The organism is Microcoleus sp. A6-C6 (assembly GCF_036705955.1).
In the GTDB taxonomy this organism is placed as follows: Bacteria; Cyanobacteriota; Cyanobacteriia; order Cyanobacteriales; family Microcoleaceae; genus Microcoleus.
Genome location: NZ_JAUBVR010000115.1, coordinates 1 through 13,530 on the forward strand (window position 1 = coordinate 1; position 13,530 = coordinate 13,530).

Sequence of the window (13,530 nt, forward strand, 5' to 3'; positions counted from 1 at the left end):
GAAGATCCTGAGTTTGAAACGTTCTACACTAAGAACATTCTGCTTAACGAAGGCATCCGTGCTTGGATGGCTCCGACCGACCAACCCCACGAAAACTTCATCTTCCCAGAAGAAGTTCTGCCTCGCGGTAACGCACTTTAAAAAAATCAGGATTTGGATTTCAGATTAATTTAAGTTTTTTAAATTCAAATTGAAATCCAAATCCCTATTCCCCAGCGCAGGCGCGGTACTCCCGTACCCTACTGGGGAACAAAAAAACCGAAATCCAAAACCTAAACCTAACATCGTTGGAGGTTCTACCGCGTGGTAACGCTCTCTAATTCCTACGCAAGCGGTCGCGACCAAGAATCCTCCGGGTTCGCTTGGTGGTCAGGCAACGCTCGTTTAATCAATCTCTCAGGCAAACTGCTGGGCGCACACGTCGCTCACGCTGGTTTGATCGTGTTCTGGGCCGGAGCAATGACTTTGTTTGAAGTCGCTCACTTTATCCCAGAAAAACCCATGTACGAACAGGGCTTAATCTTGATGCCCCACGTCGCTACTTTGGGTTGGGGCGTCGGCCCCGGCGGTGAAGTTATTGATATCTTCCCGTTCTTCGTAGTCGGTGTTCTGCACTTGATTTCCTCTGCTGTTCTCGGTTTGGGCGGCATTTATCACGCCGTTCGCGGCCCAGAAGTTCTCGAAGAATACTCTTCCTTCTTCGGCTACGACTGGAAAGACAAGAACCAGATGACCAACATCATCGGCTATCACCTGATTTTATTGGGTGGCGGTTGCTTGCTGCTGGTGGCTAAGGCCATGTTCTTCGGCGGTGTCTATGACACTTGGGCTCCAGGTGGTGGCGACGTGCGTATTATCACGAACCCAACCCTCAACCCCGCTGTGATTTTTGGCTATTTGACTCGCTCTCCTTTTGGTGGCGAAGGCTGGATTGTCAGCGTCAACAACATGGAAGACATCATCGGCGGTCACATCTGGCTCAGCTTGATTTGTATCGGTGGCGGTGTTTGGCACATTTTGACCAAGCCTTTCGGCTGGGCTCGCCGCGCTTTAATCTGGTCTGGTGAAGCTTACCTGTCTTACAGCTTGGGCGCTTTGTCCCTTATGGGTTTCATCGCCGCCTGCTTTGTCTGGTTCAACAACACTGCTTACCCTAGCGAATTTTACGGCCCGACGGGCCCGGAAGCTTCTCAAGCGCAAGCTTTGACCTTCCTGATCCGCGACCAACGCTTGGGTGCTAACGTCGGTTCTGCACAAGGCCCTACCGGTCTGGGTAAATACCTGATGCGCTCTCCTACTGGCGAAATCATTTTCGGCGGTGAAACGATGCGTTTCTGGGATTTCCAAGGCCCTTGGTTGGAACCCTTGCGCGGTACTAACGGTTTGGACTTGAACAAAATCAAGAACGATATTCAGCCTTGGCAAGCTCGCCGAGCTGCTGAGTACATGACTCACGCTCCTTTGGGTTCTTTGAACTCTGTGGGCGGCTTGGCAACTGAAGTTAATGCCTTTAACTATACTTCTCCCCGTTCTTGGTTGGCCTGTTTCCACTTTGTGATGGGTTTCTTCTTCTTGGTCGGCCACTTGTGGCACGCTGGTCGCGCTCGCGCGGCTGTCGCTGGCTTTGAAAGAGGTATCAATCGCGAAAATGAAGCTGTGCTGTCTATGCCTGATTTGGACTAATCGATCGCGCTTTTGCTGATTTGATGGTCTAATCTAAAAAGGCTCCTGCTTAACGGCGGGAGCTTTTTTAGGCTAGAAGGAAGTTCGGCAACGAACAATGTACGGGATATAACGGATGTCAGGAAGAATAAAAAAAGCAATAGACTGTGTGGCTTTGGGAAATCAAGAGCTTTCTAGTTGTCAGGTTGGTATATCTGGAAAAAATGGCTCAAAAGTCGATCGACCTTTCTCTGAATGATTCTGCAAGTCTTGACACTTGACAATTTTAATTTGTTCGGGTAAAGAGCTTGCAAGGCACGCTCTACAAAGTTTATATTGAGAGTAGAAAAGTTTTAATCACACAAAATTGAAAGTTGCAATGGGAAGTTGCAGTGTCAAGGCAGATCCCTAGCGGCGCAAAACTCATCTACCATCGCCCTACTGGATATTCATATTTTATTAAATGCCTGTGCTTGTCTATTTTTGTAACAGGCACAAGACTTTTCAGCCACTTAATATTATTGCTGGGAAAGCAAAAGATTAATAATGGACTCATTAAAGATCCAAAATGTCAAGGTAATGTACGATCGAGTAAATTTACTCGATCGCATCGCCAACCGCATTCGCCGCTCTCTAGAATTGCCAGAAATTCTCAGCGCCACAGCAGCGGAAGTTCAATCGTTCTTGGGAACAGACAGAGTAAAAATCTACAAATTCCATAGCGATGGCAGTGGTGAAGTGATTGCCGAATCAATTAACGGCAACCGCTTACCATCGCTATTGGGGCTGCATTTTCCCGCAGACGATATTCCCCTTCACGCCCGCCAACTGTTCGCGCAAGTACAAGTGCGATCGATCGCCGATATCGATTCCGGGCAGCTAGGCCAAAGTCCCCGCCGCGACGCGGTTTCCGGCCAACTGCTGCCCGACGAAGTGCGGTACAGGCCGATCGACTCCTGCCACGCTGAATACTTGACTGCACTCGGCGTCAAGGCTTCCTTAGCAGTACCAATTTTTCATGGCGAAGAATTCTGGGGGTTGTTGGTATCTCACCACTCCGAGTCCCGGAGTGTCCCAGAAGACGAATTGCAAGGCGTTCAGATGGTGGCAGATCACCTCGGCGTCGCCATAGCCCAATCAACCCTCCTGGCGCGCGCGAGAGCGAAAGCTCAGCGGGAAGCTGCCGTCAACCGCGTCGCCGCAGCCCTGCACTCCCAGCCCGCGATCGAACTGCAAGCAGCTTTGGCAGAATCTGTAGCTGCACTAGACGCAGCCGGTGGCAGGCTGTGCATTTTTGACAGCAACAAAGTCACCAGTTTAGAACCCAACTCCGACAATTCCACTCGCGCACCCAAAGTCTACACTTGCGGATCAGGGCCGAGGATGCAAGTTTCGGCAAAATACCAGCAGGTAGAGCAATACAGCGTCTGGCCCGAATATTTTAAGTCGGGCGAGCAACAGGTTTGGGCAATTCCCGACTTGTACAAAATTAGCAGTTTGAGAAGCCTGCAACCTGCATTTCGATCGACAAAAATTCGCAGCATTTTAATCATACCGCTCAGAAACCGCCAGCAAATATTCGGTTATTTGAGCATTTTTAGAGAAGAATTTGACACCGAAACTCTCTGGGCAGGACAGTTTGATGCCGACGGGCGGCTCGCCCAATCTCGGATATCTTTTGAAGCGTGGAAAGAGTCAAAAACCGCTCAGATTCGCGAATGGAATGCTGAAGAAATTGAACTCGTACAAACTTTTGGCAGCCATTTTTCTAAGGCAATTAACCACTACCAACTCGACCAAAAAATAGAGGAACTTAACACTAATTTAGAAAATCAAGTTCAAGAGCGGACAGCTCAACTACAGCAGTTGACCCAACAGCAGCGAGTGCTGTTTGAAGTGGTGGCAAAAATGCGAGAATCCCTGGACTTGAACAGGATTTTTAGCACAATGTCCCAGGAAGTGCGGCAGGCTTTAAATGCCGATCGCGTTGGGGTTTACCGCTTCGATCCCGCATCGAATTTTAAGGATGGCGAATTCGTTGCCGAAGATGTTTTACCAGATTTTCTCTCAGCAATGGCTGTGAAAGTGCACGATCATTGCTTTGGAGAAAAATACGCCCAGCTATACTCTAGGGGGCGAGTTCACGCACTGCCCGACATCAGACAAGTGGGACTGCCAGATTGTTTTCGGGGAATTTTGGAGCAATTTCAGGTGAAAGCTACTTTAGTTGCACCGGTGATGAAAGGCAACGACCTTTGGGGGTTGCTGTGCGTGCACCAGTGTTCGGCTCCCCGCCACTGGGAATCTTCCGAAATTCAGTTTGCTACCCAAATTTCCGCTCAGCTCAGCATCGCCCTAGAACAAGCAGATTTGCTCGCTCAAACTCAGGAGCAAGCAGTTGATTTGCAGCGGGCAGCCGAGCAGGAGCGGATACTATTTGAGGTTGTTGCTAAAATTAGACAATCTCTCGATTTAGATACAATTTTTTGCACGACAACTACAGAACTGCGGCGAATTTTAAATGCAGATAGAGTTGGAATTTATCGCTTCGATCCTGATTTGAATTTTAATGAAGGTGAATTTATTACCGAAGCTGTTTTGCCAGCTTTTGATTCAGCAATGAATGTAAAAGTTTACGATCGTTTCTTTAGCGAAAAGTATGCAAAAAAATACAGTCAGGGACAAATTCAAGTGCTGCCAGACATCGAAAATGCGGGACTCTCAGACTGCCACACTGCTCTTTTAGCTCAATTTCAAATTAAGGCGCAAATAATTATGCCAATGATGAATGGCAGCGCACTTTGGGGTTTGCTGTGCGTGCACCAATGCGACAGTCCGCGCAATTGGAACGGTTCGGAAATTCAGTTTGTGACGCAAGTTGGAACTCAGTTGAGCGTTGCATTAGAACAAGCAGATTTGCTCGCCAAAACGCGGCAGCAAACGATCGATATCCAGTGGGCTGCCGAGCAACAGCGGATACTGTTTGAAGTGGTGGTCAAGATTCGAGAATCTCTCGATATTAACGCGATTTTTCAGACAGCAACTCAAGAAGTTTGTCAGTTTATGCAAGTTGATAGAATTGCTGTATATCGCTTCAATTCTGATTGGGGCGGCGAATATGTTGCTGAGTTTGTCAAAGATGGCTGGAAAAAATTGGTAGGGGAAGATATCAATACGGTTTGGGAGGATACTTATTTGCAGCAACACCGAGGCGGCAGGTATCGCAATAATGAAACTCTAGCCGTTGAGGATATCTATCAAGTTTGTCACTCGGAGTGTGTCGTCGGTATTTTAGAGCAATTTCAGGTGAAGGCTTATGCGATCGCACCAATTTTTGTGGGACAAGAACTTTGGGGTTTGTTGGCAGCTTATCAACATTCTGGGCCGCGCTGCTGGGAAAGTTCAGAAGTTAAATTTTTAGCTCAAGTTGCCAATCAGTTAGGTGTAGCTATTCAACAAGCCGATTTGCTGGCTCAAACCAGAAACCAATCAGCACAAATTGCTCAAAATTTAAAGGATTTGCAGCAAACTCAAGCTCAATTGATTCAGACTGAAAAAATGTCTGGTTTGGGGCAACTGGTGGCAGGCATTGCTCACGAAATTAACAATCCCGTTAATTTTATTTACGGTAATCTCAATCACGCTAGTGATTATACTGAAAATTTGCTGACTTTGCTGGAACTTTACCAGCAGCAATATCCCGATTCTAGTCCTGAAATTGCTGAATTGACCGAAAATATTGACTTGGAATTTCTGCTCGAAGATTTGCCGAAGTTGCTATTGTCTATGAAGGTGGGAGCCGATCGCATCCGTCAAATTGTTCTGTCTTTGAGAAATTTCTCTCGTCTGGATGAAAGTCAAATGAAGGCGGTTGATATTCACGAAGGCATTGACAGCACGCTGTTAATTTTGCAGCACAGGTTGAAGTCTAATCCCGACAGTGCACCCATTGTGCTAGTTAAAGAGTACGGCACTTTGCCTCTGGTTGAGTGTTATGCCGGACAGTTGAATCAGGTGTTTATGAATGTCATCGGAAATGCGATCGATGCTTTGGAATCGGACAAGTTGGTCGATCGCAAATCAGTGAGTCCTCAAATTAAAATCTCTACTGCTGTCGGTCAACTTAATGGCAATGTTCCTAGCGCGGTGATTCGGATTTCTGACAACGGTTCTGGAATTTCGGAATCGATGAGAGAACGCATATTTGACCCTTTTTTCACGACTAAGCCGGTGGGCAAAGGTACTGGATTGGGACTGTCAATTAGTTACCAAATTGTGGTAGAGAAACACGGTGGTGTTTTTAAGTGTAGTTCGGAATTAGGGAAAGGTACTGAGTTGGCGATCGAGATTCCGATTAGAAGATTCGGCGGTTGAAACCGCGTCTACACAAACGAAACCCGGATGGTGCGCGGGTTGAAGACGCAAGTTTGTCTAGGCGCGGTTTCAACCGCCGTTTTAGTTTAGTTCGATCGCCCGATCGCCCCAAAACATGGTAAATTCAATAATCAGACAGACTTTTGTCAAAATTGAAAACTGAGCGCTTGTAGTCGATCGACCGATACACCATGCCAGATTCCGAATTCTCAAACGATTTAAAATGGACACCCGAAGCCAAAACCAAGCTCAAAAATATTCCCTATTTTGTCCGGGGACAAGCTCGCGTCCGCATTGAGCAGCTAGCCCGCGAAGCCGAAACCGAAGTCATCACAGTTGACCTAGTTGAGCAAGCTCGCATCGAGTTTGGGCAATAAGGGATCGAAATGTACCCTAAAGCTCTAGACTATAAAATGCGTTGTAAGGACAAGGATTTAAAAAAATAGTGCGCAAAATAGTTATAGCTGGCAACTGGAAAATGTACAAAACTAGGGCAGAATCCCTAGAGTTTCTTCAAGGATTCATGTCCTGTCTGACGGAAACCCCAGAGGAACGGGAAATCGTGCTTTGCGTTCCCTTCACAGATTTGAGTGTCCTCTCGAAAAACCTGCACGGAAGCCGGATCAGACTCGGTGCTCAGAACGTCCACTGGCAGGAGTCGGGAGCTTATACTGGCGAAATTTCCGGGCAAATGCTGACAGAACTTGGGGTTCGCTACGTCATAGTGGGTCACAGCGAACGACGGCAATATTTTGGCGAAACTGACGAAACAGTGAATTTGCGGCTGAAAGCTGCTCAGAAATCTGGTTTAGTTCCGATTCTGTGCGTGGGAGAGACGAAGCAGCAGCGGGATGCCGGAGAAACTGAATCTCACATCTTATCTCAGTTGGCTCAGGATTTGGTTGGTGTTGATCAAGATAACTTAGTAATAGCTTATGAACCGATTTGGGCGATCGGCACTGGCGATACTTGCGAAACGAAGGAAGCTAACCGAGTTATTGGTTTGATTCGGAGTAAATTGATTAATCCTGACGTGCCAATTCAGTACGGCGGCTCTGTCAAAGGTGAGAATATTGATGAAGTTATGGCGATGCCTGAGATTGATGGCGTTTTGGTAGGCGGTGCGAGTTTGGAAGCTGCGAGTTTCGATAAAATTGTCAATTATAAATAATTGGTAATTTGTAATTGGTAAGATCGCTCAGCATTGCAATTGAATATCAAGAAATAATCAAACTCTTGTGGGGTGGGCTTCTAGCCCGCCCCGAATATTAGACAAGATTACATAAATCTTTGATGCGAGCCTGTCAACCGCAGATACAAGGCAGATGCAACGCAGATAATTTCAAGATGGTTTGCAAATGAATGCAATCTTGTCTAATAACTTATAGCTATTTAAAATAACTGATGAACGATCGCAAATTAACCATTAGAAATAAAACTTTCGAGTGGGGGAAACGCACTTATTTAATGGGCGTTTTGAACGTAACTCCTGACAGTTTTAGCGACGGCGGCGATTTCAATACCATAGAATCTGCTTTAGCGCAAGCTGAAAATATGGTAAAATCGGGGGTAGATATTATTGATATTGGCGGTCAATCTACTCGGCCCGGTGCAGCGGAAATATCCTTAGCCGAGGAACTCGATCGCGTTATACCTGTTGTCAATATGCTGAGGCAAAAAGCCGATATTTTTGGCTCAGTTCCGATTTCGGTCGATACTACCAGAGCGCAGGTTGCCAAAGCTGCGGTTGACGCGGGGGCTGATATTGTCAACGATATTTCGGGAGCAACTTTTGACTCGGAAATGCTGTCAACAGTTGCCCAGTTGCAAGTACCAATAATTTTGATGCACATTCGGGGAACTCCCCAGACGATGCAAAAACTCACAGATTATCAGGATTTAATGGGGGAAATTGGGGACTTTTTGCAGAGTCGAATTGCAGCGGCAGTTGCTGCGGGAATTGACAAATCTCAGATAATTATCGACCCCGGTATTGGCTTTGCTAAGACTTACAGTCAAAGTTTGGAAATTCTGCAACAGTTGCCAAAATTTCGTGTTTTGGACTGTCCGATTTTAGTCGGAGTATCCCGCAAAAGCTTCATCGGTCAGATTTTGCAGCAGCCGGAAGCTAAACAAAGAATTTGGGGGACAGCGGCGGCTTGTACAGGTGCGATCGCAAATTTGGCAGATATCTTGCGAGTTCACGATGTCAGAGAAATGCACGATGTTTGTCTGGTTGCCGACGCCATCTTCAGAAATCAATCTTGAGCGGTTGATTGGTCGATTGCTTGGAGTTCTCCCCCGTGAGTATGCGGCTCGACATCCGGCATAGAATCCATCAAATTGTTGAGAGCTTCTGACATATTCTTCGGGTCCATAAACAGAATTTTGGCATTGTCGCTTTCGCCTAATTTTTGTTGAGCCTCTAAGTATTTTTCGGTTACTAAGTAATTCAAAACTTGCTTGCTATTCGGATGGGAGTCTAAAGCTTCAACGAGGAGCCTCATATACTCCTTAGTGCCGATCGCCTTATTGACCATTGCTTGCCATTCGCTCTTGGTGGCGCGTTCTTCTTCCATAGCTTCTTGCACCCTTTTCGGAGGTGTAATGCTTTGAATTTCTACGCGAATTACTTTAACGCCCCAAGTTTCGGTAGCTTCGTCCAATTTCTTGAGTAACTTTTTATTCATGTCATCTCGGGAACTCAAGATGTCTTGCATGGGCAATCGACCAATTTCAGCGCGAAACGTAGTTAAAACTAAGTTGGCGATCGCATTTTCAATTTGATCGATTCCATAATAAGCTTTCTGCAAATTCACAACCCGCCAATACACAACGGCATCGACTTCTAGGGCCACATTATCGCCCGTGATTGCTGATTGAGGTTTAATGTCTAAAACTCGTTCGCGGCTTGTGTCCACGCAGACGACTTTTTCGACCAGGGGACTGATAAAGTGGAATCCCGGCTTGAGGGTGCGCTTGTATTGACCCAAACGTTCTACTAAAGCTTCGTCGCCACCGCTGACTATTTTCACGCTTGAGTTAACAGCGTAGCCGAGGATGAGCGCAAACAGCATGGTGAGAATAGACTGCCCCATTTCTACTTTCCTGCTAAGGTTGACTGAGAATCGATCGGGAATATACTCTAATTTAACTCAAAATCTGCCGATCGCGTGCTAAAATGTCTCGACTGTCAATAACAAGTTCAATAGTAAGTCGCCATGTGTTTGGACTCTCACGGCGAAGCAGTGAAACCCAGCATATCAACAACACATTTCCACAAAAGACATGAAAAACGATCGAGAGTTTCGCCCTTTCAAACCTTTTACCTGGATTGGCCCAAGCATTGTGGCGGCTGGAATGTGCGCATTGGCAGTTGTCCCACCTGTACAAGCTGAACCAACCACGGTGCAAATTTCCCCAAACTTGCAGTCGCAAAACTCGCAGCCACCGCGCCCGGGGCCGGCAGTTCGCGAAGTTCTATCCTACGAGATGAAGGGAGACGAACTCAAGATTTGCAAGCAGCAAGGCAACTCCGAGAAAAAGTGCGAAGTTGTAGGCAAAGGTTACACCCTGGGTTTGAGAACTGCCAACGACCTTTACGGTCAAGGAAATCTGGTCAATGCCGAAGTTTTGTACCGACAAATAATCGCTCGCTATCCCAAACAAGCCGATGTTTATTATAAATTGGGAAGTCTGCTGTCAGGACAAGGTAAAATGAGCGATGCGATCGTCCAATTCCAAAAAGCCATTGAAGTCAACCCGCAGCACGCCAAAGCTCACAACGATTTGGGCGTGGCGATGGCAAGTCTAGGGAAGTTGCCAGAGGCGATTGTGCTATGGAGACAAGCCGTTAAAATTAACAGCCAATATCCCGATGCTTTAAATAATTTAGGAGTCGGTTTGTACCAACAAGGTGCAAAGGAAGACCAAGCGGAGGCAGTAGCCAGCCTCAAAAAAGCTAAGGAGTTATTTATCAAGCAGGGTAGAACTCAAGCTGCTACTAGAGTAGATAAAATTTTGGAAGAAATGAATTCACAGTCCAGTAGTTCCTAAGCTGAAATGCCGATCGAACATTGACAGAAAAACATCATTGGCGATCGGCATTAATCGACCTTGTAGAGCGGTTCAACACCCCCAAGAACGAAAATTTAAAGCATTTCCCTCAAAACTTGTATAATCACATCTCCATCCACGCGATCGCTCACAGCGGCCTCGCCCAAGCGCACCGGCAGCACAAAGCGCACCTTGCCATCCTGCACCTTCTTGTCCAGTTGCAAAGTATTCAAAATCTCCTCAACATCGACACCTGCCGGCAACTTAGCCGGTAAAGCAGCTTTGGTAATTAAAGCAGATTGGCGGCGATCGCACTCAGCATCCCACATTCCCAACTCCACAGCCAAGCGACTAGACGCAGCCATACCGATGGCCACACCTTCCCCGTGATTGATCACCTTGTAATTAGTCAAACTTTCTACAGCATGACCGATCGTGTGTCCATAATTCAAAATCGCCCGCAAACCCGATTCCTTCTCATCCTTGCTAACCACCTCAGCCTTAGCTTGGCAAGACCTGATCAAAATTTCAGCTAACAAATCCGCCTTCACATAGCGCATTTGATCCAAACGCTTACAATTCTCCAACTTCCCGAAAAGTTCAGCATCCCAAATCACCCCATACTTGATGACTTCCGCCATCGCCGAACGAAACTCCCGCGCCGGCAGAGTTTTAAGTACATCCGGGTCAATCAAAACCAAACGTGGCTGATGAAAAGCCCCGATTAAATTCTTCCCAGAAGGATGATTGACCCCCGTTTTGCCGCCAATAGAAGCATCAACCATCGCCAGCAGCGAAGTTGGAACCTGCACCACATTAATTCCGCGCAGCCAAGTCGCGGCCGCAAAACCGGTGATATCGCCAACCACCCCGCCGCCCAAAGCCACCATTGTTGAGGAACGTTCTAAGCGGTTTGCCAAAGCCTCATTGTAAATTTTCTGCACCGAATTTAGCGTTTTGTACTGTTCTCCCGGTGGTAGGATGCAGGTACTGACTTCAAACCCAGCGGATTCGAGGGATGCTGTTGCTCTTTCGCCATATTGCCGAAAAATCGACTGATTCGAGACCAGCAGCACCTTTTTGCCCAAACTTAAATCGCCCATCAGCGTGCCGAGATCGTCTAAGCCGCCCGATCGCACGCAAATATTGTAAGATTGTGGGCCCAAGTCAACTTTAATTATCGATTGCATATTTATCTAATTTAGATTATAGATTTTAGATTATAGTTCTTATAGGTCTTTTTATTGATTATTTTGGAGAAATTGCCATGACTCTTAGCGGAGCAATAGCTTATTTTGGGATTTTCGGAGGCATGGTCGCCTTGGCGACAGTGCTGATGTTTGGTCTGCGGGCTGTCAAACTCATCTAATTTACTAACTTAGATGTAAAAACCAGAACATTAAATTTCTGGTCAAACGTGCGATCGAACGAAGTATTTCTGCAAAAAATCTTGGATTTTTCCTCTAGATTTAGCCCGCCAATACTTCGGTCGATCGAAGAATTCGACAAGAGGTTTAATATAGCCTTTGTCAAAAAAAATATAGATACTTCGGCTTCGCGGTACAAGTTTTAAGTTTTTCGGCTTCGCGAACGAAGTCGAAGAATCTAAAATCTAAATTTTCAACTCCTCACCTTTTTGATAAAGGCTATATTACGACAGACCAACCCTCACATTATAATTGGAATCATAACTGTAAACTCCGTTAATTTTCCGGGAATTGAGGAACAATTTAGCTGACCGTGATGTTTTTCACAAATAATGTGATAGCTAATAGATAGTCCCATTCCTGTACCTTTACCGATCTGCTTGGTGGTAAAAAATGGATTGAATATTTGCCCTTGAATCGATGGTAGTATACCGCATCCATTATCGGCGATCGCAATTTTAATAAATCTATCGACTACAGATGTCCGAATAGTAATCTGACCTACCTTTGTTTCAAGTTGATTAGTATTGTCTATAACACTTTTTTCATCAATTGCATCAATAGCGTTAGCGATAATATTCATAAATGCTTGGTTCAATTGTCCCGCACAGCACTCAATTTTTGGCAGCGCTTCATACTTTTTGACGATCGAAATTTGCGGGCGGGTAGAAGTAGCATTCAAGCGATGACTTAAAATTAGCAGACTGCTATCAATTCCTTCGTGAATATCGACTTTTTTAAACTCAGCTTGATCTAAACGAGAAAAGTTACGTAACGATAATACAATATCTTTGATTCGGGTAGTGCCGACATTCATAGACTGTAATATTTTGCTAATATCTTTTTTCACAAAATCAAAATCCACCGCCTCTAGTTCAGTTTTAATTTCAGTAGGAGGGTGTGGCAAGTATTTATGATAAAGCTGTATCAGATGCAGTATTATTTGAGTGTATTCCTCCAGATGTCTAAGGTTGCCGTGAATAAAACCAATGGGATTGTTAATTTCGTGGGCAATACCTGCCACTATTTGTCCGAGACTGGACATTTTCTCGCTATGAATCAGCTTTGCTTGGGTTTTTTTTAGCTCAAATAAGGTAGTCTCTGTTGCGATTTGAGCGCGGCGGTAAACCTCTTGAGTAACTTGTGTTGCTAATAATTGCTGGAACGTGTAATGATAGATATTAACGTTAAGCAGAACAAATAGTGAACCCAGGCAAAATACTAAGCCAATCAAAATAGGAAGGAATTGCCACTGTTGATTAATAAGTAAGAATAAAGCTAGGCAATATCCCAGTAGAAAAAACACCATCAAAAACCGCAGTATCTTCCAAGCTAGATAGCCACTGTGTTCTTTTAGTAAATCTAAAATTTTTTGAGTTTTGATGATTGACAAGAGCATAAATCCTGCTCCCAACGCAATCAATAATAATGAAATCAACAATAAAATATCGATGTTCATAGAATTAAATTATTCTTTTTATAAAAAAGTCTATATTACTTGTATTTAAGTAATAAATACTGGTTGGGCAATTGGTAATCAATGGTCTATCGTCATTACTCTTCACTTCTTTTTTAATAATTGCTATAGATACAATTGATATTTCACTACCACAGAGTTGTTAATGAGAGCGGAGCTAAGTTAATGAGAAAACATCTGCGAAGCTTGGTTAAATTAGCAAAATTAGCGAACTGAATATTTATATTTGTAACATTGGTGATCAAAGCACCGCAAGCAGACTGGACAATAAAATGTGAGTGGATCTCGATATTGTATATGACTTACGCATCAATACCTAAGAAACCGGATTTTTGTCGTTGAAGTGGCTTTTAACGAGAGTAGGGAGTATCTCATTTCTGTCGCAAAGCATTTTTTTTGAGTGCTGTCTCGCACAGCACAGCTATCCAAGACTCGATCGCAACACAGCACTACAAATTTGACACTCAAGCGGGAGTCAACGCCACGCTCGATTCTTGCTTCTATGAATCGACTTGCCGATGCAGAATTACTTCA

Annotated in this window: 10 protein-coding genes and 1 pseudogene; 8 read left to right on the forward strand and 3 right to left on the reverse strand. The window is 45.2% G+C overall.

Translation table 11 applies throughout. The features are described 5' to 3' along the window. The 6 genes and pseudogenes from QUB52_RS27100 to folP all read left to right on the forward strand — a co-directional run. Positions 1-141: pseudogene (locus QUB52_RS27100) on the forward strand (photosystem II D2 protein (photosystem q(a) protein)); the annotation flags it as partial. Between the two features lie 162 nt (positions 142-303). After that, entirely contained in the window at positions 304-1,683 is a 1,380-nt protein-coding gene (gene psbC / locus QUB52_RS27105) for a photosystem II reaction center protein CP43 (protein ID WP_265234850.1), read from the forward strand. Between the two features lie 525 nt (positions 1,684-2,208). Continuing rightward, positions 2,209-6,036, forward strand: coding sequence for a GAF domain-containing sensor histidine kinase (locus QUB52_RS27110; protein ID WP_332974431.1), 3,828 nt, complete (start codon positions 2,209-2,211; stop codon positions 6,034-6,036). Between the two features lie 191 nt (positions 6,037-6,227). Then, positions 6,228-6,413: a PCP reductase family protein gene (locus QUB52_RS27115; protein ID WP_265234847.1), complete on the forward strand. Its 186-nt coding sequence runs from the start codon at positions 6,228-6,230 to the stop codon at positions 6,411-6,413. Positions 6,414-6,481: 68 nt separating this feature from the next. Continuing rightward, positions 6,482-7,207 (forward strand): triose-phosphate isomerase, encoded by a 726-nt coding sequence (gene tpiA / locus QUB52_RS27120; RefSeq protein ID WP_265234846.1) that lies wholly within the window; start codon positions 6,482-6,484, stop codon positions 7,205-7,207. A 233-nt stretch (positions 7,208-7,440) separates the two neighbouring features. After that, a complete protein-coding gene (gene folP / locus QUB52_RS27125; RefSeq protein ID WP_332969787.1) occupies positions 7,441-8,304 on the forward strand; it encodes a dihydropteroate synthase in 864 nt (287 codons plus the stop codon). Here folP and QUB52_RS27130 read toward each other — a convergent pair. After that, entirely contained in the window at positions 8,295-9,134 is an 840-nt protein-coding gene (locus QUB52_RS27130) for an SPFH domain-containing protein (protein ID WP_265234844.1), read from the reverse strand. The genes folP and QUB52_RS27130 overlap by 10 nt on opposite strands. Positions 9,135-9,324: 190 nt before the next feature. Between QUB52_RS27130 and QUB52_RS27135 the strand changes: the two genes are divergently transcribed. Next, positions 9,325-10,092: a tetratricopeptide repeat protein gene (locus tag QUB52_RS27135; RefSeq protein ID WP_332969786.1), complete on the forward strand. Its 768-nt coding sequence runs from the start codon at positions 9,325-9,327 to the stop codon at positions 10,090-10,092. A gap of 95 nt (positions 10,093-10,187) precedes the next feature. Here QUB52_RS27135 and aroB read toward each other — a convergent pair whose 3' ends face one another. Continuing rightward, entirely contained in the window at positions 10,188-11,282 is a 1,095-nt protein-coding gene (aroB, locus tag QUB52_RS27140) for a 3-dehydroquinate synthase (protein ID WP_265234842.1), read from the reverse strand. Between the two features lie 77 nt (positions 11,283-11,359). On the opposite strand from aroB, the gene petL reads away from it, so the two are divergent. Then, positions 11,360-11,461 carry a cytochrome b6-f complex subunit PetL gene (gene petL / locus QUB52_RS27145; RefSeq protein ID WP_265234841.1) on the forward strand — a complete coding sequence of 34 codons (102 nt, stop codon included), beginning with the start codon at positions 11,360-11,362 and terminating at the stop codon, positions 11,459-11,461. 299 nt (positions 11,462-11,760) lie between these two features. Here the strand turns inward: petL and QUB52_RS27150 are convergent, their stop codons facing one another. Next, positions 11,761-12,978 (reverse strand): sensor histidine kinase, encoded by a 1,218-nt coding sequence (locus QUB52_RS27150; protein WP_265234840.1) that lies wholly within the window; start codon positions 12,976-12,978, stop codon positions 11,761-11,763. Positions 12,979-13,530: the final 552 nt, after the last annotated feature.

Coding starts and splice junctions, on each gene's coding strand:
- QUB52_RS27110 (WP_332974431.1), top strand. CDS start 2,209: ATGGACTCATTAAAGATCCAAAATGTCAAGGTAATGTACGATCGAGTA.
- QUB52_RS27115 (WP_265234847.1), top strand. CDS start 6,228: ATGCCAGATTCCGAATTCTCAAACGATTTAAAATGGACACCCGAAGCC.
- folP (WP_332969787.1), top strand. CDS start 7,441: ATGAACGATCGCAAATTAACCATTAGAAATAAAACTTTCGAGTGGGGG.
- QUB52_RS27130 (WP_265234844.1), bottom strand. CDS start 9,134: ATGGGGCAGTCTATTCTCACCATGCTGTTTGCGCTCATCCTCGGCTAC.
- QUB52_RS27135 (WP_332969786.1), top strand. CDS start 9,325: ATGAAAAACGATCGAGAGTTTCGCCCTTTCAAACCTTTTACCTGGATT.
- aroB (WP_265234842.1), bottom strand. CDS start 11,282: ATGCAATCGATAATTAAAGTTGACTTGGGCCCACAATCTTACAATATT.
- petL (WP_265234841.1), top strand. CDS start 11,360: ATGACTCTTAGCGGAGCAATAGCTTATTTTGGGATTTTCGGAGGCATG.
- QUB52_RS27150 (WP_265234840.1), bottom strand. CDS start 12,978: ATGAACATCGATATTTTATTGTTGATTTCATTATTATTGATTGCGTTG.